Source organism: Rhodococcus sp. JCM 9793, assembly GCF_055380405.1.
In genome coordinates this window covers 4116751-4135015 of record NZ_AP043721.1, presented here as the reverse complement: position 1 = coordinate 4135015, position 18265 = coordinate 4116751, and the positions used below count along the sequence as shown (strand labels likewise).

At 66.5% G+C, this 18265-nt stretch carries 16 protein-coding genes; 10 read left to right on the top strand and 6 right to left on the bottom strand.

The annotated features are described in order from the left end of the window. Positions 1-45 precede the first annotated feature (45 nt). The 5 genes from dxr (at position 46) to ACZ46K_RS21225 (ending at position 6474) form a co-directional block, all read left to right on the top strand. Positions 46-1200, top strand: coding sequence for a 1-deoxy-D-xylulose-5-phosphate reductoisomerase (gene dxr, locus ACZ46K_RS21245; protein WP_464744623.1), 1155 nt, complete (start codon positions 46-48; stop codon positions 1198-1200). A gap of 15 nt (positions 1201-1215) precedes the next feature. Further along, complete coding sequence (locus tag ACZ46K_RS21240; protein ID WP_054807145.1) at positions 1216-2433, top strand: M50 family metallopeptidase; 1218 nt, start codon at positions 1216-1218, stop codon at positions 2431-2433. A 45-nt stretch (positions 2434-2478) separates the two neighbouring features. Further along, the gene (gene ispG / locus ACZ46K_RS21235; RefSeq protein ID WP_464744621.1) at positions 2479-3630 is read left to right on the top strand and encodes a flavodoxin-dependent (E)-4-hydroxy-3-methylbut-2-enyl-diphosphate synthase; all 1152 of its coding nucleotides are present in this window, start codon (positions 2479-2481) and stop codon (positions 3628-3630) included. A 123-nt stretch (positions 3631-3753) separates the two neighbouring features. Next, a complete protein-coding gene (locus ACZ46K_RS21230; RefSeq protein WP_054807146.1) occupies positions 3754-4590 on the top strand; it encodes a GNAT family N-acetyltransferase in 837 nt (278 codons plus the stop codon). Between the two features lie 48 nt (positions 4591-4638). After that, a complete protein-coding gene (locus ACZ46K_RS21225) occupies positions 4639-6474 on the top strand; it encodes a penicillin-binding transpeptidase domain-containing protein (protein WP_464744619.1) in 1836 nt (611 codons plus the stop codon). Positions 6475-6476: 2 nt separating this feature from the next. Here the strand turns inward: ACZ46K_RS21225 and ACZ46K_RS21220 are convergent, their stop codons facing one another. Next, on the bottom strand, positions 6477-7334 hold the full coding sequence (locus tag ACZ46K_RS21220; RefSeq protein ID WP_054807147.1) for a LuxR C-terminal-related transcriptional regulator: 858 nt from the start codon (positions 7332-7334) through the stop codon (positions 6477-6479). 114 nt (positions 7335-7448) lie between these two features. Here ACZ46K_RS21220 and ACZ46K_RS21215 point away from each other — a divergent pair, with 114 nt between their 5' ends. Both ACZ46K_RS21215 and map read left to right on the top strand, forming a co-directional pair. Further along, complete coding sequence (locus ACZ46K_RS21215) at positions 7449-9074, top strand: AMP-binding protein (protein ID WP_464744617.1); 1626 nt, start codon at positions 7449-7451, stop codon at positions 9072-9074. Positions 9075-9110: 36 nt separating this feature from the next. After that, positions 9111-9968 (top strand): type I methionyl aminopeptidase, encoded by an 858-nt coding sequence (map, locus tag ACZ46K_RS21210; protein WP_054810760.1) that lies wholly within the window; start codon positions 9111-9113, stop codon positions 9966-9968. A gap of 9 nt (positions 9969-9977) precedes the next feature. Here the strand turns inward: map and ACZ46K_RS21205 are convergent, their stop codons facing one another. From ACZ46K_RS21205 to ACZ46K_RS21195, 3 genes are read right to left on the bottom strand one after another with little or no spacing between them, the layout of a single operon-like run. Then, complete coding sequence (locus ACZ46K_RS21205; RefSeq protein WP_464744615.1) at positions 9978-10712, bottom strand: hypothetical protein; 735 nt, start codon at positions 10710-10712, stop codon at positions 9978-9980. Beyond that, entirely contained in the window at positions 10709-11665 is a 957-nt protein-coding gene (locus ACZ46K_RS21200) for an ABC transporter ATP-binding protein (protein ID WP_464744613.1), read from the bottom strand. Before ACZ46K_RS21200 ends, ACZ46K_RS21205 begins: the two co-directional genes overlap by 4 nt. Beyond that, a complete protein-coding gene (locus ACZ46K_RS21195; RefSeq protein ID WP_464749430.1) occupies positions 11665-12021 on the bottom strand; it encodes a GntR family transcriptional regulator in 357 nt (118 codons plus the stop codon). The genes ACZ46K_RS21200 and ACZ46K_RS21195 overlap by 1 nt, the downstream gene beginning before the upstream one ends. Positions 12022-12135: 114 nt before the next feature. Here ACZ46K_RS21195 and ACZ46K_RS21190 point away from each other — a divergent pair, with 114 nt between their 5' ends. Beyond that, positions 12136-12702 carry an alpha/beta fold hydrolase gene (locus ACZ46K_RS21190; protein ID WP_464744612.1) on the top strand — a complete coding sequence of 189 codons (567 nt, stop codon included), beginning with the start codon at positions 12136-12138 and terminating at the stop codon, positions 12700-12702. 57 nt (positions 12703-12759) lie between these two features. On the opposite strand, the gene mtr is transcribed toward ACZ46K_RS21190, so the two are convergent. Further along, entirely contained in the window at positions 12760-14133 is a 1374-nt protein-coding gene (gene mtr / locus ACZ46K_RS21185) for a mycothione reductase (RefSeq protein ID WP_464744610.1), read from the bottom strand. Then, positions 14130-15200, bottom strand: a complete 1071-nt coding sequence (locus ACZ46K_RS21180) for an alpha/beta hydrolase (protein WP_464744608.1) — start codon at positions 15198-15200, stop codon at positions 14130-14132. The genes mtr and ACZ46K_RS21180 overlap by 4 nt, the downstream gene beginning before the upstream one ends. A gap of 215 nt (positions 15201-15415) precedes the next feature. On the opposite strand from ACZ46K_RS21180, the gene mqo reads away from it, so the two are divergent. Continuing rightward, complete coding sequence (mqo, locus tag ACZ46K_RS21175; RefSeq protein ID WP_464744606.1) at positions 15416-16942, top strand: malate dehydrogenase (quinone); 1527 nt, start codon at positions 15416-15418, stop codon at positions 16940-16942. Between the two features lie 89 nt (positions 16943-17031). Further along, positions 17032-18264 carry a uroporphyrinogen-III C-methyltransferase gene (gene cobA / locus ACZ46K_RS21170; protein WP_464744604.1) on the top strand — a complete coding sequence of 411 codons (1233 nt, stop codon included), beginning with the start codon at positions 17032-17034 and terminating at the stop codon, positions 18262-18264. Position 18265: the final 1 nt, after the last annotated feature.

The window sequence follows — 18265 nt, the reverse complement described above, 5'->3', positions numbered from 1 at the left end:
CCACCGCTTCACGAAACACTCGGCCGCATCAGGGACAATGTGTGCGTGGCCGACACAGAAACCTTTGACCGCACGCGGGTGCTGCTTCTCGGCAGCACCGGCTCCATCGGAACCCAGGCGCTCGAGGTGATCGCCGCGAACCCCGACAAGTTCGAGGTCGTCGGCCTCGCGGCGGGCGGAGGGAATATCGGCCTGCTGCAGGAACAGATCAGCACGACCGGTGTCACCGATGTCGCGGTCGCCGATCCCGCCGCGGCATCCCGACTCGACCTCCCTGTCCGGAGTGGACCGGATGCGGTCACCCGGCTAGTGCAGGAAACCGGAGCGGACGTCGTCCTCAACGCATTGGTCGGTTCGCTCGGGCTCGAACCGACCCTCGCTGCCCTCGCGACCGGTGCACGACTGGCACTCGCCAACAAGGAATCACTCGTTGCGGGCGGGGGACTCGTGACCGCGGCGGCAGCGCCCGGGCAGATCGTGCCCGTCGATTCCGAACATTCCGCGCTCGCGCAATGTCTACGCGGAGGCACCGGCGACGAGGTCGCGCGGCTCGTGCTCACCGCGTCGGGCGGACCGTTCCGCGGCTGGACGGCCGCGCAACTCGACTCGGTGACCCCGGAGCAGGCGGGCGCCCACCCGACGTGGTCGATGGGACCGATGAACACGCTGAACTCGGCCTCCCTCGTCAACAAGGGCCTCGAGCTGATCGAAACCCACCTGCTGTTCGGGATCGACTACGACCGCATCGACGTGACTGTGCACCCGCAGTCGATCGTGCACTCGATGGTCACGTTCGTCGATGGTTCCACCCTCGCGCAGGCGTCGCCACCGTCGATGAAACTGCCGATCGCACTTGCCCTCGGATGGCCGAACCGGGTCCCGGACGCCGCCGAGGCGCTCGACTTCGCTACGGCGTCCACATGGCATTTCGAGCCCGTCGACAACGACGTGTTTCCTGCTATCGAACTCGCGCGTGCGGCCGGACGGGGTGGCGGTTGCCTGACTGCGGTGTACAACGCGGCCAACGAGGTGGCCGCCGAGGCGTTCCTCGGCGGTGCGCTCTCGTTCCCGCGAATCGTCGGTACTGTGGAGTCGGTGCTGAGCGACGCCGATCAGTGGTCGGCCGAACCCGCTACCGTTGACGATGTGCTCGCTGCCGACAGCTGGGCCCGTGAGCGGGCCCGCACACTCGTCAAGTAGGAGGATCGGCCACACATGCTGTTCGTTTTGGGCGTCGTGCTCTTCGCCCTCGGCATCGCCGTCTCCATTGCCTTGCACGAGGCCGGTCACATGTGGACCGCACAGAAGCTCGGCATGAAGGTCCGGCGCTACTACATCGGGTTCGGACCGAAAGTGTTCTCGTTCCGCCGCGGCGAGACCGAATACGGACTCAAGGCCATCCCCGCCGGCGGGTTCTGCGACATCGCCGGAATGACCGCGCTCGACGAGCTCGAGCCCGACGAGTACGACCGCGCGATGTACAAGCAGAAGACGTGGAAACGCCTGGTCGTCATGTCCGGCGGTATCGCCATGAACTTCCTGCTCGGCATCGTGCTCGTCTACGGGCTGGCCGTGACCGGAGGGCTCCCCAACACCGACAACCGCGCTGTGGTCGGGGCGCTGGACTGTGCCGCGCCGAGTCAGGCGGGGCCACCGGAATACACGCCCGCCGAGTGCTCGGGGACTGGTCCCGCTCAGCAGGCGGGCATCGAGGTCGGCGATGTGATCGTGGCAGTCGACGGCACCCCGGTCGAAACCTTCGGCGATCTGGTCACGGAGACACAGTCCTTGACGGGTACGGCTGAGTTCACCGTCGAACGCGGCGACGAGACCATCACCGTTCCCGTCACGGTGCAGCCGGTGCAGCGCTGGGTCCTCGACCGCACCGACCCGGACGCAGAGCCCGTGTCGAAGGAAGTCGGCGCGATCGGCGTCGGCGGCGAGCCGACCGTCCTCGAGTACACCCCGCTATCGGCGGTGCCGGCCACCTTCGAGTTCACCGGATTCCTCGCGGCGCGCACCGCCGAAGCCTTGGTGTCGTTGCCGAGCAAGGTCGCCGACCTGTGGACCGCGGTGACGGGCGGGGAACGGTCCATCGACACCCCCGTGAGCGTCGTCGGCGCCAGCGTCATCGGTGGACAGTTCGCCGAACGCGGAATTTGGGAGTCGTTCGTCCTGCTGCTCGCGCAGCTGAACTTCTTCCTCGGCGCCTTCAACCTGGTGCCCCTGCTTCCGCTCGACGGCGGGCACATGGCCGTCGCGATCTACGAGAAGATCCGCAACTGGGTCCGCGGTCTGCGCGGCATGCCGATCGGTGCGCCCGTCGACTACATGAAGCTGCTGCCGTTGACCTATGTCGCGGTGGTCATCGGCGGTGCGTTCATGGTGCTCACTCTCACAGCAGACATCATCAACCCCATCCAGCTGTTCTGACCTGCGCCGGTAGAATCGCGCAGTAGCTACGAAAGAAGGCGAACTGTGACCAGCCCCGTCGGCTTGGGCATGCCCGAGATCCCCGCCGTCCTCGCGCCTCGACGTCAAACGCGACAGCTCGTGGTCGGTGGCGTGGGCGTCGGAAGCGACCATCCCATCTCGGTGCAGTCGATGTGCACCACGAAGACCCACGACATCAACGCGACCCTGCAGCAGATCGCAGAGCTCACCGCCGCGGGCTGCGACATGGTCCGTGTCGCGTGCCCGCGCCAGGAAGACGCCGACGCGCTGTCCGCGATCGCGAAGAAGAGCCAGATCCCGGTCATCGCCGACATCCACTTCCAGCCGCGCTACATTTTTGCGGCGATCGACGCCGGCTGCGCGGCGGTCCGCGTCAACCCGGGCAACATCAAGGAGTTCGACGGCCGCGTCAAGGAGGTTGCCAAGGCAGCCGGCGACGCGGGAATCCCGATCCGCATCGGTGTCAACGCGGGTTCCCTCGACCCGCGCATCATGGCCAAGTACGGCAAGGCCACTCCTGAGGCGCTCGTAGAATCGGCGTTGTGGGAGGCGGGCCTGTTCGAGGAACACGGCTTCGGCGACATCAAGATCTCCGTCAAGCACAACGACCCCGTCGTCATGGTCGAGGCCTACCGGCAGCTGGCCGCGCAGTCCGACTACCCGCTCCATCTCGGTGTCACCGAGGCGGGCCCGGCATTCCAGGGCACCATCAAGTCGGCCGTCGCGTTCGGTGCGTTGTTGTCGCAAGGCATCGGCGACACGATTCGAGTGTCGTTGTCTGCCCCGCCCGCCGAGGAGATCAAGGTCGGGAGTCAGATCCTCCAGTCGCTGAATCTACGACCGCGCAAACTCGAGATCGTTTCGTGCCCGTCGTGCGGTCGCGCCCAGGTCGACGTCTACAAGCTCGCCGACGAAGTTACCGCGGGCCTCGAAGGTATGGAGGTCCCACTGCGTGTCGCGGTGATGGGCTGCGTCGTCAATGGTCCCGGCGAGGCCCGTGAGGCCGATCTCGGCGTCGCCTCCGGAAACGGCAAGGGCCAGATCTTCGTCAAGGGAAAGGTGATCAAGACCGTGCCCGAGGCGCAGATCGTCGAAACACTCATCGAAGAAGCGATGCGGATCGCGGAAGAGATGGAAGACACCGGAGCAGGATCGCCGACCGTGTCCGTCTCCTGATGCCGATGGGTCGTGTGAGGCGCCTGTAGTGCTCTCGGGCCCGTGGAATGAGACACGATTTCCCCGACGGCGTGACACATGGCACTCTGATTTCGTATCGGCTTGTCGACGGGTGGTGAGCGAGTGCTCAAGCTTCTTGGTGTCCGGTCGCTGGGAGGCCGCGACACGGTCGCGGTGCAACGGGTGCTCGCCCGAGACCCCGTGGCATCGTGCATGGTCGCCGGGCGTGTGGAGGAGTACGGACTCGACCACCGTTCCTTCGGCGGCGAGATGTGGAGTCGTGGTGGCCCCGACCAATCGTTGTGCTTCTCGGGTGCGAACCTGATTCCGCTCCTGGGTGATCCGGACGACATCCACGCTTTCGCCGAACGGGCCATGCGCGGCCCACGGCTGTGCTCCTCGGTGGTGGGCCGCGCCGAGTACGCACTCCCGATGTGGGAACTGCTCGAATCGACGTGGGGTCCGCCGCGCGAAGTGCGCGCGGAGCAACCGCTGCTCGTCCTCGACCGTGAACCCCTCATCGAACCCGACTCACGTGTGCGGCGCGTCCGGCCGGAGGAACTCGACCGGTATCTGCCCGCCGCGATCGCCATGTTCATCGAGGAGGTCGGAATCGATCCCCGGTCCGGCGACGGGGGAGCGAGCTACCGGCGCCGAGTCGCGAGCCTCATCGCTGCCGGACGGGCGTGGGCGCGATTCGAACGCGGCCGGGTCGTGTTCAAGGCCGAGGTCGGATCGGTGTCGTCGACCGTGGGACAGATCCAAGGTGTCTGGGTGGACCCGGAGATACGCGGTCAGGGCCTCGGCACCGCAGGCACCGCCGCGGTCGCTGTCGCAGTCACCGCGAGCGGTCGTCTCCCGAGCCTGTATGTCAACAGTTTCAACGTCCGAGCCCGAGCCGCCTACGCGCGTGCAGGGTTCCGCCAGGTCGCGACATTCTCCACTGTGCTCCTGGACTGACGCGGCGCCTGAGCCGGATTCGGGTGTCGACCGCTTACGATGGCGGCGATGAGACCTCGATCCGTTCCGTCGTGCCGTGTCGCGGGGAGATCCGCAGCAGCCGTCACGGCGATGCTGATGCTCCTCGGGCTCGTCGCCGCCTGCACACCGCGTGCGGCAGGTCCGGAGCCGGCGGCCCAACTGTTCCTGAATTCCTTCGCCGAGCAGGACTTTGCGGCGGCGGCCACCCGCACCGACCGGCCGGACGACGCCGAGGCCTCGCTTGTGGAGGTCTGGGACGGCCTGCAGGCGGAGTCGTTGACGGCAACGACAACGGGGGCCCGGCTCGACGGTGACTCCGCCGTCGTCGACTACAGCTACGAATGGCGACTCCCCAGGGATCGGGTGTGGCAGTACACCGGTCAGTTGCACATGGGTCGCAGCGGCGAGGACTGGGTGGTGCGCTGGTCCAAATCCGCCGTGCACCCGCAGCTCGGTGATCGGCAGACGATGTACTTGCGGAGCGATCCTGCGCCGCGGGCCCGGGTCAACGAGCACGCAGGAAGTGACGTACTCGTGCCGGGCATCGTGTACGGCATCGCGTTCGACGCATCCCGGAGCCCTGATATTCCGGCTGCCGCCCGGTCGCTGTCGACCATACTCTCGCAGTTCGACAAGTCCCTGACGGCCCAGTCGATCGCCGAGTCCGTCACCGCAGCCGACGGGCCGCGCGCGGTCGTGCGTCTTCGCCAGGATGACTACGACCTCGTCGCCGGCGCACTGTCGTCGATTCCGGGTGTCGTCGTCACCGAACAGGCCGACATGATCGCGACCGACCGGACCTTCGCCCCGGATCTGATCGGTCAGGTCAAGAAGACCGTCATCGATCAGGTCGACGGCACCGCCGGCTGGAGCGTGGTGCTCGTCAACCAGTACGGCGTCGAAACCGGTGTCCTCACGGAGACCGCGCCGCAACCGGTGCCGTCGTTCTCGATCAGCCTCGACCGCCCGATCCAGGTCGCTGCTCAAGCGGCGGTGGACGGCCGTACGGAGCAGGCGATGATGGTCGTCATCGAGGCCTCGACGGGTGCTGTGCTCGCGGTCGCACAGAACGAGGCGGCTGACAAGGACGGCCCGGTCGCGCTGATGGGGCAGTATCCACCAGGCTCCACTTTCAAGATCATCACCTCGGGTGCGGCGATCGCGAACGGGCTCGCAACCCCGGAGACGATGGTGCCGTGCCCCGGTCGCATCACGATCGGTGAGCGCAGCGTTCCCAACTACAACGAGTTCGCGCTGGGCACGGTCTCGATGGCCACTGCGTTCGCGCGCTCGTGCAACACGACATTCGCCAAGCTCGCGTCCGAGATGGAGCCTGACGCGCTCACCGTCGCTGCCGCCCAGTTCGGTATCGGTGTCGGTCACGACGTGGTGGGCATGCCGACGGACTCGGGATCCGTTCCGCCCGCAGAGGATCTCGTCGAGCGCACCGAGGACGGATTCGGGCAGGGCAGGGTGGTCGTCAGTCCGCTCGGGATGGCGCTCGCCGCGGCGACGGTGTCGAGCGGGCATACCCCGATCCCGTATCTCATCCAGGGGCGGGAGACGGTTGTGGAGGATGAGGCTCCCCCGATCGCCACCGAGGTGGTCGACGGACTGCGCGGCATGATGCGCCTGGTCATCACGAGCGGTACCGCCGACCGGATCCGCGACCAGGGGGACGTCTACGGCAAGACGGGTGAGGCCGAGGTCGAGGGCGGCTCGCATTCGTGGTTCGTCGGCTACCGCGGTGATCTCGCTTTCGCGACACTCGTGGTCCGCGGTGGGAGTTCGGACAACGCGGTGGGCGTCACGCGCGACATGTTCGCGGCCCTGCCACCCGAGTACCGGTCGGACGGTGCCTGACCTCAGGGCAGCAGACCCAGCTTTCTCGCGACGGTGACTGCTTCGTGGCGGGAGTGCACATCGAGTTTGTTCATCGTGCTGCGCAGGTAGCTCTTGACGGTCTCGGATCCCACCGCCAGGCGCCGGGCGATCTCGGCGTTGGTGCAGCCCAACGCTACGTAGGACAGGACGTCCGTCTCTCGCGTCGAGAGCGTGACCTCGGTATCCGACGGCGATTTCCCGACGAGTGCCGACGCGAGACGGTCGGACAGGGCTCTGAGCTTGTGCTGTAGCCCGGCATCGTCGATGTTCTGCGCCAGCGTGCGCAACTCCGCGTGCACCTCCCGCATTTCGGTGGTGGCGATCGGATCTGTCGTGTCGGAGGTGAGATAGCCGAGCATCGCGATCCGCCGGTCCACTTCGTCGCGCACCGTGATCTCGTTCGCCAGCCGGGTCGCAGCGTGAACGAATGCGCTCACGGCCCGATCTCCGAATCGGATTCGCTCGCGCACCGCGCCGTACAGCACCGCACGGGCAGCACCGCCGACCACGACCGGCACCGCCAGGATCGAGCGCAGCCCCTCACCGAGTACCGGACGGTCGAAGTGATGGGTGATCGACGACGCGCTTCCGTAGTCGGCGACGGTCACCGGACGTGCCTCGTCGAGGGCGCGGCCGCCGAGACCTGCGCGCGGCGGCACGACCACTCCCGCCAGACCGTTCGTCCGGGTGCCGAGGAACTCGCTGAGATGCAAGTGCCCGCTCTTCACCTCACCTGCGAAGACAACGGGAACTTGCGCGTGAGAGGCGGTTCGGCGCAGCTCGCTCCGCAGTGCGTCGCCGTCTCGGGGGCGAAGCAGGGATGAGGCAGCGGTAGACACGGTCGGCCACCCCTTTCCGGGGGTATCGAGAGGTTTCTGTGACAGGAATCATAGATCGTGCCAGGGTCGAGTGGGCCCGGCCCCCACACCGATGCCCTACGAAAGGACGGACCGATGGCCGACACAGCGACCCGTGTGCAGGAACTTCTGGACCGCTACGACACAGCCGACGCCACTGCTGCCCGCCTGTTGTGCGACGACCACCCGGCCGACGCGGTGGCATTCACGGTGATCGACGCCGATCTCGGATCGGCCGACCTGACATACGGCGATCTGTCCGAGCAGTCGGCGCGATTCGCGACCGCACTCGCCGATCTCGGTGTGGAACCGGGTGATCATGTCGCGACCCTGATGGGCAAGTCCGCAGACCTGGTCGTCGCGCTGCTCGGCATCTGGCGCCGCGGCGCCGTCCACGTCCCACTGTTCACCGCGTTCGCGCCGCCCGCGATCGCCTTTCGGCTCGGCGCGAGCGGCGCGAAGGTTGTCGTTGCGGACGGTGATCAGGTGGGCAAGCTCGCCCCCGGCGACGACATCCCTCACGATGCGCCGTGGCAGGTGATCGTCGTAGGCGATGGGGACGGTGTCGGATTGGATTTCGCGGAGCTCGTCGAATCCCATTCCGCTGACGATCCGCGAGGAGTTGCGGTGTCGGTGGGCGGCGACGGAGGTCTCGTCCAGCTCTTCACCTCGGGTACCACCGGCACCCCCAAGGGCGTCCCGGTTCCGGTCAAGGCCTTGGCCTCGTTCCACGCCTACCTCGAATTCGGTCTCGACGTCCGTGAGGACGACGTGTTCTGGAACGCGGCGGATCCGGGTTGGGCGTACGGGTTGTACTACGCGCTGCTCGGACCTCTCGCCGCCGGTCGCCGGAGCCTGCTGCTGCACGCCGGGTTCTCCCCGGCGCTCACCTGGCAGGTGCTCGACACCTTCGGCGTCACCAACTTCGCGGCAGCACCGACGGTGTACCGGTCGCTGCGCGCCGACACCGCCCCGCACGCCCCGATCCGTCTGAGGCGGGCATCGTCGGCGGGGGAGCCGCTGACCCCCGACGTGCTGGCCTGGTCGCGCGACACGCTCGGCGTTCTCGTGCGCGACCAGTACGGGCAGACCGAGCACGGCATGTTCGTCGTCGATGCGTGGGCGGACGGCCTTCGCGACGACGTGCCCGAGCGATCGATGGGCAAGCCGTTGCCGGGGTGGTCCTGCGCGGTGCTCCGTGACGACAGCGACGACATCGCCGCCCCCGGCGAACTGGGGCGGGTCGCGATCGATGTCGAGAACAGCCCGCTGGTGTGGTTCACGGGATACGTCGATGCCCCCGACAAGACCGCGACCCGATTCACCGACGACGGTCGCTGGTACCTCACCGGCGACGCCGGGAAGGTCGACGAGAACGGTTTCTACTTCTTCTCCTCGCGCGACGACGACGTCATCATCATGGCCGGTTACCGGATCGGGCCCTTCGACGTCGAATCAGTGCTGGTGATGCATCCCGACGTGGTCGAGGCGGCGGTCGTCGGGCTTCCCGACGAATTGCGCGGTGAGGTTCTCGAAGCGTTCGTGGTGCTCCGCGACGGCGTCGAAGGCGACGATGCGCTCGAATCGGACCTGCAACAACTGGTGAAGAAGAAGTTCGCGGCGCACGCCTACCCGCGCGCGGTCCATTTCGTCCCGCATCTTCCCAAGACTCCGAGCGGCAAGGTGCAGCGGTTCCTGCTGCGGCAGGGCCGGACCACCTGACCGCGACGGTGGGGCACGGAGACTAATCTGGAGCCCATGTCTACCCGTGCCCCGCTCGTCCCCGGAACCCCGACTCCCATTCGTGAGGTCCCCAAGTCCATCGAGCGCCCCGAGTACGTCTGGAAGCCCACGGCGAACGAAGGCAACGAGCCGTGGGTGCAGACACCCGAGACGATCGAGAAGATGCGCATCGCATCGAAGATCGCGGCGCAGGCGCTCGTCGAGGCGGGCAGGGCAGTCGTCCCCGGCGTGACGACCGACGAAATCGACCGCATCGCACACGAGTTCATGTGCGATCACGGGTCCTACCCGTCCGACCTGGGTTACCGCGGATTCTCGAAGTCGGTGTGCGTGTCGCTCAACGAGGTGATCTGCCACGGAATTCCGGACACCACGGTGATCGAGGACGGCGACATCGTCAACATCGACGTGACCGCCTTCATCCACGGTGTCCACGGCGACACCAACGCCACATTCCTGGCCGGAGACGTGTCCGAGGACGCACGACTGCTCGTCGAGCGCACTCACGAGGCGACGATGCGCGCGATCAAGGCGGTCACACCGGGCCGGGCGCTCAACGTCATCGGCCGGGTCATCGAGTCGTACGCCAACCGGTTCGGGTACGGCGTGGTGCGAGACTTCACCGGGCACGGGATCGGTGAGACCTTCCACAACGGACTCGTCATCCTGCACTACGACCGCCCCGACATCGACACGATCATCGAGCCGGGGATGGTGTTCACCATCGAGCCGATGATCAACCTCGGTACCCCGGACTACGAGATCTGGGAGGACGGCTGGACGGTGGTCACCAAGGACCGCAAGTGGAGTGCCCAGTTCGAGCACACCCTCGTCGTCACCGAGACTGGAAGCGAGATCCTCACCCTCCCCTGAGGACTCGGATCACGGCGCTGCTCGGCGCAGGACCCGCCATGAGGCGACGATGGATGCTGCGGCGATCACGATCGGCAGAGCCACGAGCGTCACCACGCGGGGTGTGTCGACGAACCACGACCACAGACCGGACCACGATCGGGTCCACGTCAGCAGGATCGCGGCGAGCCCGCCGGCCATGAAGGCGGTCGCGGTTGCGGTGAGCAGCCCCACTGCGCGCCAGCGGTGATGGATCACACCGACGAGCACGGACAGCCCGACGACGAGGGACATCGTGGCGAAGTAGCAGCCGAACTGGATCAGTGTGTCGTCGGTGAGGTAGCGGAGTACGCCGAACATGCGCATCCGCACGCCCCAGCCGCCCGTCGCTTCCTCGATCACCGAGAGTGCCTGGAGGGCCGCTGCGAACACCAACGATTGGACCAGTCCGATCAGCACGATCGACGACATGAAATGGGCGCGGGTGCTGCCCAACCTCAGGGAGAACGGGAACATCTGCGTCATCGACTGCAGGTAGAACGCGATGACGAATCCGTAGAGCGAGAGCACACTACCGGTGACGTTGTATTGCTGGTCGGTCGTGACCAGCGCGAAGATGATCCACGGGATCGCGAAAGCAGTGACGAGCAGCCCGACGGGCCAGGCGATGAGCAGAGGCCACGCGACCGTCTGGATGCGTGCGACGGACCACACGCGTGCTGCTCCGGTGGTGACGGGGGCTGGTAGGGCGAGCACGGTGGTCACAGTGAGGCCTCCTGTGTTGTCTGCGCGGTCGGTGTTGTCGATGCCGTCGCGGAGCGCGTGTGCGACTCGGTGATGGGGTCGCGGTGGAGGTGGACGACGAGATCCTGCAACGACACGGGGTGGATACTCATCGAGGAAGGCGGATCGGTCTCGTCGATGTCGTCGGATCCTCTGAGGAATGTCGTGCGGACCGTGTTTCCGAGACGCTCATGGCGGAGCACGGTGCGGCTGCCGACGAATCGTGCGACGTCGTCTGCCGGGCCGGCAGCGACCGCGGCGCGGGCGCGTGCCGTATCGGTGTCCACATCGAGGACCAGCCGACCGCGGTCGAGCACGAGTACGTGTTCGAGAAGGTCGGCGACCTCGTCGATGAGGTGTGTCGACAGGACGATCGTGCGTGGGTGCGCGGCGTAGTCGGTGATCAACTCGTCGTAGAACATCTTCCGCGCGACGGCGTCGAGTCCCAGGTAGGGCTCGTCGAAGACGGTCAGCGGAGCACGCGAGGCCAAACCGACGACGATCCCCAGTGCGGAGGTCATACCGCGCGACAACTTCTTGACCCGGCGGTTCTCGGGGAGCGAGAACTCGCGGAGAAGATGGTGCGCGTAGTCGCTGTCCCACAGGGGGAACAGGAGTTCCGATGAGCTGAGTACGTGTTCGACGCGGACCGAGTCGGGATAGCTCGGGGTGTCCGCGACGAAACACATCTGCTGCATGATCGCGGCGTTCTCGTACGGATCGGTTTCGAACACCTCGATCCGGCCGGCGCTCGGGAGCGTCTGCCCGGTGAGGATCTGCATGAGGGTGGTCTTCCCCGCGCCGTTGCGGCCGAGCAGTCCGTAGATGGTGTGGTGCTGCAGTTCGAAATCCACGTCGTCGAGCGCGGCGACGGTGCCGAACTGCTGCCGCAGCCCGAGTGCGCGGACGAGTGGGGGAGTGGGCGTGTCGGACATCAGGTCTCCCAGTTGTCGAGCATCGATTTGAGTTCTTCGGTCGTGACCCCGAGCTTGTCCGCTTCGCGGAGGAGCGGGGCGATGTACTGGAGTGCGAACCGTTCGCGGCGACGTGCCCTGAGGGTGTCGCGGGCGCCGGTGCTGACGAACATGCCGATTCCGCGTTTCTTGTAGAGAATTCCGTCGGAGACCAGGGCATTGAGGCCCTTTGCGGCCGTGGCCGGGTTGATGCGGTGAAAGGTCGCGAGTTCGTTCGTCGATGGCGCCTGCTCCTCTTCGCGAAGTGACCCGTCGATGATCGAGTTCTCCACGAGTTCCGCAATCTGGCGGAACAGTGGTTGCCCACCGTCGGTCAGCATGAGTTCGACGGCAGGTTCATCGGTTCATTACTCATGTAACTAACCGTAGAGCCGAGCCGGGCGGGATGCAATGCCCGATGCGGGATGTTCCGGCGTGTAGCGTTTGGCCGCATGGAAACCAGGACGGTGAGCGCCCCAGGGGGGAGCGTTCGGGTGTATGTCGGGGGGCCGGACAGTCGGCATACGGTGCTGCTGCTTCCCGACGCAGGGGAGTCGGCAGATGTGTACGACGTCGTGTGCGAGCGACTGCACAACTCGGATCTACGCACGGTCGTCGTCGATCACATCGACGGACTCGCCCCGTCGGACGTCTTCGCGATACTCGATGACCTGACGCTGCCGTGGGTGCATCTCGTGGGCAGCGGAGCCGGAGCCGAACTCGCGTGGGCGGTCGCGGCAGGACGGTTCGGGCGGTTCGCGAGTCTCGTCGTCGCCGAACGCGGGCACCCGGCCGTCGCGGATGTCGACGGCATCGTGCGTGACGCTTCGGCGCCCGCCGCGGAGGTTCCGACCACCATCGTGATCGGGAGCGCCGCGCGGCGAGCGGAGGCCGACGGCTCGATGCGCTACGTCACCGGTGAATTCCGGGTGGTCGAACTCGACGGTGTCGAGAACATCCCGGCGCACGCACCTGCAGATTTCGCCTCGGCGATCGCGCTGCGCACCGGAAGCTGGTAGACGAACAACGGCACCTACCCGATCTTCGGATCCGGGAGGTGCCGTTGTTCGATCGGGTCAGAGACCCAGCAGAGCATTCTCGACTAGCTCGGGCAGCGCAGGATGGATCCAGTACTGGCCGGTGGCCATCTCCTGTGCCGTCAGACCGAAGCTCATCGCCTGGATCAGGGGCTGGATCACGGTCGACGCCTGAGCGCCGATGATGTGAGCACCGAGCAGCAGACCGGTGGACCGATCGGCGATCAGCTTGCAGAAGCCCTCGGTGTCCTCCATCGCCCAGCCGTAGGCGACGTCGCTGTAGTTCTGGACCTTGACCGAGATGTCATACCCGGCGGCACGGGCTTGTTCCTCGGTCAACCCGACGGTCGCGATCTGCGGATCGGTGAAGACCGCCGCCGGCACGAAACGATGATCGGACCGCCGCAGCTCGGATGTGTCGCCGCTCCACGCGTCGTGGAGCAGGTTGTGCTGCACGACGCGGGCCTCGTGGTTCGCGACGTGCTTGAGCTGATACGACGACGACACGTCACCGAGCGCGAACACACCGCGCGCGGTGGTGCGCTGGAACTCGTCGACGACGATGCGGCCCTCGTCGTCCAGCTCGATCCCCGCCTTCGCGACGTCGAGCAGGTCGCCGTTGGGTTCGCGACCGGTCGCAACGAGCAACGCGTCGCCGGAGACGACGGTGCCGTCCTCGAGTTCGACCTCGACGCCGTCGCCGACGGGACGGAACCGGCGCGCCGGAGCGGTCAGATGCACGTCCCACTTCTCGCGGGCCAGCGACGTGAATCGTTCGGAGACTTCGGAGTCGAGATGGCGCAGCAGCGCGCCACTGCGCGCGATCACCGACACCCGGGTGCCCAGCGAGGAGAACACATGCGCAAACTCCATGGCGATGAATCCGGTACCGAGAATCACCAACGATTCGGGGAGCTTCGGCAGACGCATGATGTCGTCGCTCGTGTAGTAGTGGACGCCGCTGTCCAGAACGTTTCGGGGCACCGCGGCGCGCGAGCCCGCGGCCACGACCACCTGGTCGGCGGTGATGGTCTCGCCGGTTCCCGTGTCGATCGTGCGCTCACCGACGAACCGGGCATGCTCGCCGTACACGGTGACGTTGTCGCAGTCCTCGCGGCGGTAGCGCTCGCCGCCCGCAGCGATCGGGTCGATGCGTCCGAACACGCGGTCGACGATGTCGTTCCAGCGCACACCGTCGATCGAGGCGTCGATGCCGTATTTACCGGAGGTCCGGATCGTGCGTGCGACCTCGGCTGCGTATACGTACATCTTGGTCGGGATGCACCCGACGTTGAGGCAGGTACCGCCGAAGGTGCCCTCTTCGAGGAGTGCGACGCGCTTGTCGTCGTAGCGCTCGTCGATGAGCGAGTTACCCGATCCGGTGCCGATGATCGCGAGGTCGTAGTGGGTCACGCATGCTCTCCCGTGGTTCGTGGCCGGGCGTCGTCCGCCCGGTTGCCGGCGGTCTCGTCGCCGGTCCTGTGACCGTCCAACCATTCCAGCCACAGGTCCAATTCCCGGAACGCCTCACTCAGCGGCCCCGGTGTGGAAAGGAACACATCGTGCCGGGCGCCGTCGACGGGCACGATCGTCGTCCGGTCGCCGAGACACCCCGCCCACCGGGCGATCTGCCGGACATCGAGAACGGCGTCGACGGTGTCGATCGAGGGGTCGTACTCGGGCGCCGAACCGCTCTTGCCCGAACGCAGGATGAGCGACGGCACCCCGATGTCGAGCCCACGGTGCAGCCGCGCCTGTCCGTGTCGGATCGCGCGGATCCACCCGAACCTGATCGGGAATCCCGTGAGCGGCTTCCAGTCGAGGTCGTACGTCCAGCCGCCCTGCTGCAGGCTCGCCCCGTAGGTGTCGAGCTTCGGGCCGGGTACCGCGTCCTTGGGTCGGAGCCGGCCGATGAGATCGATCGCGGCTGTGCCGACATTGCGCAGATAGGACGGTCCCTGCAGGTCGAACCACGGGCTGTTGAGGATCAGACCTGTCACTCCCGCTCCGCGGACGCCGTCCGGGCGTTTCTGGACGCGATCGAGCCACAGCGGCAGCACGAGACCGCCGGTCGAGTGGGCGGCGAGCAGGACTCCTGGTTCTCGCGAGGGTGACCCCTCCGATCCGCCCACCTCGTCCCGCACGATGCGCAACGCCTCATCGAGCTCGGAGTCGTAGAACTCGAGGTCGGTGACGAAGTGCGGAGTGTGCTCCGGCCCGCGCGACCGGCCGCACTTGCGCAGGTCCAGGGCGTAGAACCGGTAACCCTGAGCGGCAAAGTGCTCGGCCAGGTGCTGTTGGAAGAAATAGTCGGTGAAACCGTGGATATAGAGGACCGCACGATCGGGGAGATCGACATCGTTCGGCTGATACCGGACGAGTGTCGCGCTGATCTGTCCTTCCCCGTCCGGGTCGGTGCCCAGAGGTAGACTGAGCTGCTGGTATCCGTCGCCGAGAATGTCGGGCTGCCAAGTTGTCACTATCACACTGTATTGGTGACCGCGGTAGACGGAAGTGGGTACACAATTGGGTGAAGTGAAACGCCGGTGAACATCCGGGTAACCTGTTCGTCGCAGTCGGCACGATCGTGGTGATCTCGGTGTATGAGAGCGTCCATGTCCGTGTACGGGATACTCACGCGGGCGGACCACCACGGCGGCGGCGCGTGCGAACAGACAAGGAAGTCGATTTCCCAGTGTCAGAGAACGTAGAGGCGAAGACCGATGTAGTGCTCGTAGGCGCGGGCATCATGAGCGCGACCCTCGGAACGCTGCTGCGCCAGCTGCAGCCGGAGTGGTCCATCACGGCGTTCGAGCGGCTCGACGCCGCCGCCGCGGAGAGCAGCGACCCGTGGAACAATGCGGGCACCGGGCACTCCGCTCTGTGTGAGCTCAACTACACCCCCGAGAAGCCCGACGGCTCGGTCGACATCACCAAGGCGATCAACGTCAACGAGCAGTTCCAGGTATCGCGCCAGTTCTGGTCCTACGCGATCGACAAGGGAATCCTGTCGGATCCGAAGAACTTCATCAATCCGATTCCGCACGTCAGCTTCGTGCACGGCGCCGACAACGTGAAGTACCTGCGCGCGCGCTACGACGCCCTTGCCGGACACCCGCTCTTCGCCGGCATGGAGTACTCCGAGAGCCCCGAGTGGTTCTCCGAGCACCTGCCACTCATGGCCGAAGGCCGCGACTTCTCCGACCCGGTCGCGCTGAACTGGACCGAGACCGGCACCGACGTCGACTTCGGTGCGCTCACCAAACAGCTCGTCAACAACGTTGCTGCGTCCGGCGGCACCGTGTTCTTCGGCCACGAGGTCACCAACCTCTCCAAGCAGTCCGATGGCAGCTGGATCGTCAAGGTCCGCAATCGTCGTACCGGTGAGTCGCGCAAGGTTCACGCCAAGTTCGTGTTCGTCGGTGCCGGCGGCGGTGCACTGCACCTGCTGCAGAAGTCCGGGATCGCCGAAGCCAAGGGCTTCGGCGGCTTCCCGGTGTCGGGTGCGTTCCTGCGTTGCACGAACCCCGACGTCATCGCTCGGCACAGCGCCAAGGTCTACGGCAAGGCAGCTGTCGGTGCGCCCCCCATGTCGGTGCCCCACCTCGACACCCGCGTGATCAACGGCGAGCAGGGTCTGCTCTTCGGACCGTACGCCGGCTGGTCGCCGAAGTTCCTCAAGCAGGGCGGCGTGATGGACCTGCCCAAGTCGGTCAAGCCGAACAACCTGATGTCGATGCTCGGCGTGGGCATGACCGAGCTCGGGCTCGTCAAGTACCTCGTCAGCGAGCTCAGTCAGTCGCCCGCCGACCGCATCGTGACACTCTCCGAGTTCGCCCCCGAGGCACGCCTCGAGGACTGGGAACTCATCGTCGCCGGTCAGCGTGTGCAGGTCATCCGTCGTAAGGGTGCGGGCGGTGTCCTCGAGTTCGGTACTGCGGTCGTCAACGCTGCCGACGGAACGATCGCAGGCCTCCTCGGTGCGTCGCCCGGGGCGTCCACCGCTGTCCCGGCGATGCTCGATGTGCTCGAGCGGTGTTTCCCGCAGCAGTGGGCGGGTTGGCAGCCCAAGCTGAAGGAAATGGTGCCCTCGCTGGGCGTCAAGCTGTCCGACAACCCCGCGCTGTTCGAACAGATGTGGGACTGGAGCACCAAGTCTCTCGAGCTCGATGTTGCATCCGACCCGGCGTCGACGGCGCCGGTCGAGGTTGCTGCTGTCTGACACTCACACACATCGTCACAGGCCGGTCCGCACCCAGTGGGAGCGGACCGGCCTGTGTTCACATCGGATCGGAAAGTGGGGACCACCGGGTGCCAACCGAGAACGCCGACGAGACGAATTACCTCGTCGGCCTGAATCTGTCCGGGCGTCGCGTCGTCGTGGTGGGAGGTGGTTCCGTCGCACAGCGCAGACTCGGATTGCTCGCCTCGTCCGGTGCAGACATCCACGTGGTGGCGCGCGCCGCGACGCCGGTGATCGACAGCATGGCGGCCAAGGGACAGATCACCCTCGAACTCCGTGACTACGTCGACGGTGACCTCGACGGCGCCTGGTACGCGATGGCGTGCACCGACGAGTCCGGCACCAATGCTGCGATCGTCGCGGAAGCCGAACGACGCCGGGTGTTCTGTGTGCGGGCGGACAATGCCCGAGAGGGAAGCGCGGTGACACCGGCGACGGCACGACACGACGGTCTGACCGTCGGTGTACTGGCAGGCGGAGACCATCGGCGCTCCGCGTCGGTCCGTACCTCGATCTTCGAGGCGCTCGCAGGTTCGGGCACCTCCGAGATCTCCGATACCGGGAACAAGCCGGTCGGTGTCGCACTGGTCGGTGGTGGCCCGGGCGACCCCGACCTGATCACCGTGCGGGGTCGTCGACTGCTCATGCAGGCCGATGTCGTGGTCGCCGACCATCTGGCGCCGCAACCGCTGCTCGCCGAACTCGCCCCGCACGTCGAGGTGATCGACGCCGCGAAACTGCCTTACGGCAGGGCGATGGCGCAGCAGGCCATCAACGAGATCCTCGTCGATCGCGCCACGGCCGGGAAGTTCGTCGTCCGGCTCAAGGGCGGCGACCCGTATGTGTTCGGACGTGGCTTCGAAGAACTCGAAGCATGCGTCGAGGCCGGCGTGCCCGTGACGGTCGTGCCGGGCATCACCAGCGCGATCTCGGTGCCGTCGGCCGCCGGAATCCCCGTCACGCACCGCGGAGTGACCCACGAGTTCGTGGTGGTCAGCGGTCACGTCGCGCCCGACCATCCGGATTCGCTGACCGACTGGGATGCGCTCGCGAAACTTCGGGGCACCCTCGTGTTGCTGATGGCCGTGGCGCGCATCGAACAGTTCGCCGAGGCCCTCATCTCCGGAGGGCGCCCCTTGGACACCCCCGTGGCCGTCGTGCAGGAAGGGACGCTGCGCAGCCAGCGAGTCCTGCGCGCCGACCTCGCGACCGTCGCTGCACGCGTCCGCGAGGAAGACATCCGCCCGCCTGCGATCATCGTGATAGGCCCGGTCGCCGGATTCACGACGGAAGGTGCGTGAC

What these genes read in the sequence shown, in the direction of transcription:
- ACZ46K_RS21215 (WP_464744617.1), top strand. Translation starts at nt 7,449, where the DNA reads ATGGCCGACACAGCGACCCGTGTGCAGGAACTTCTGGACCGCTACGAC.
- ACZ46K_RS21240 (WP_054807145.1), top strand. Translation starts at nt 1,216, where the DNA reads ATGCTGTTCGTTTTGGGCGTCGTGCTCTTCGCCCTCGGCATCGCCGTC.
- ACZ46K_RS21190 (WP_464744612.1), top strand. Translation starts at nt 12,136, where the DNA reads ATGGAAACCAGGACGGTGAGCGCCCCAGGGGGGAGCGTTCGGGTGTAT.
- map (WP_054810760.1), top strand. Translation starts at nt 9,111, where the DNA reads ATGTCTACCCGTGCCCCGCTCGTCCCCGGAACCCCGACTCCCATTCGT.
- ACZ46K_RS21200 (WP_464744613.1), bottom strand. Translation starts at nt 11,665, where the DNA reads ATGTCCGACACGCCCACTCCCCCACTCGTCCGCGCACTCGGGCTGCGG.
- ACZ46K_RS21225 (WP_464744619.1), top strand. Translation starts at nt 4,639, where the DNA reads ATGAGACCTCGATCCGTTCCGTCGTGCCGTGTCGCGGGGAGATCCGCA.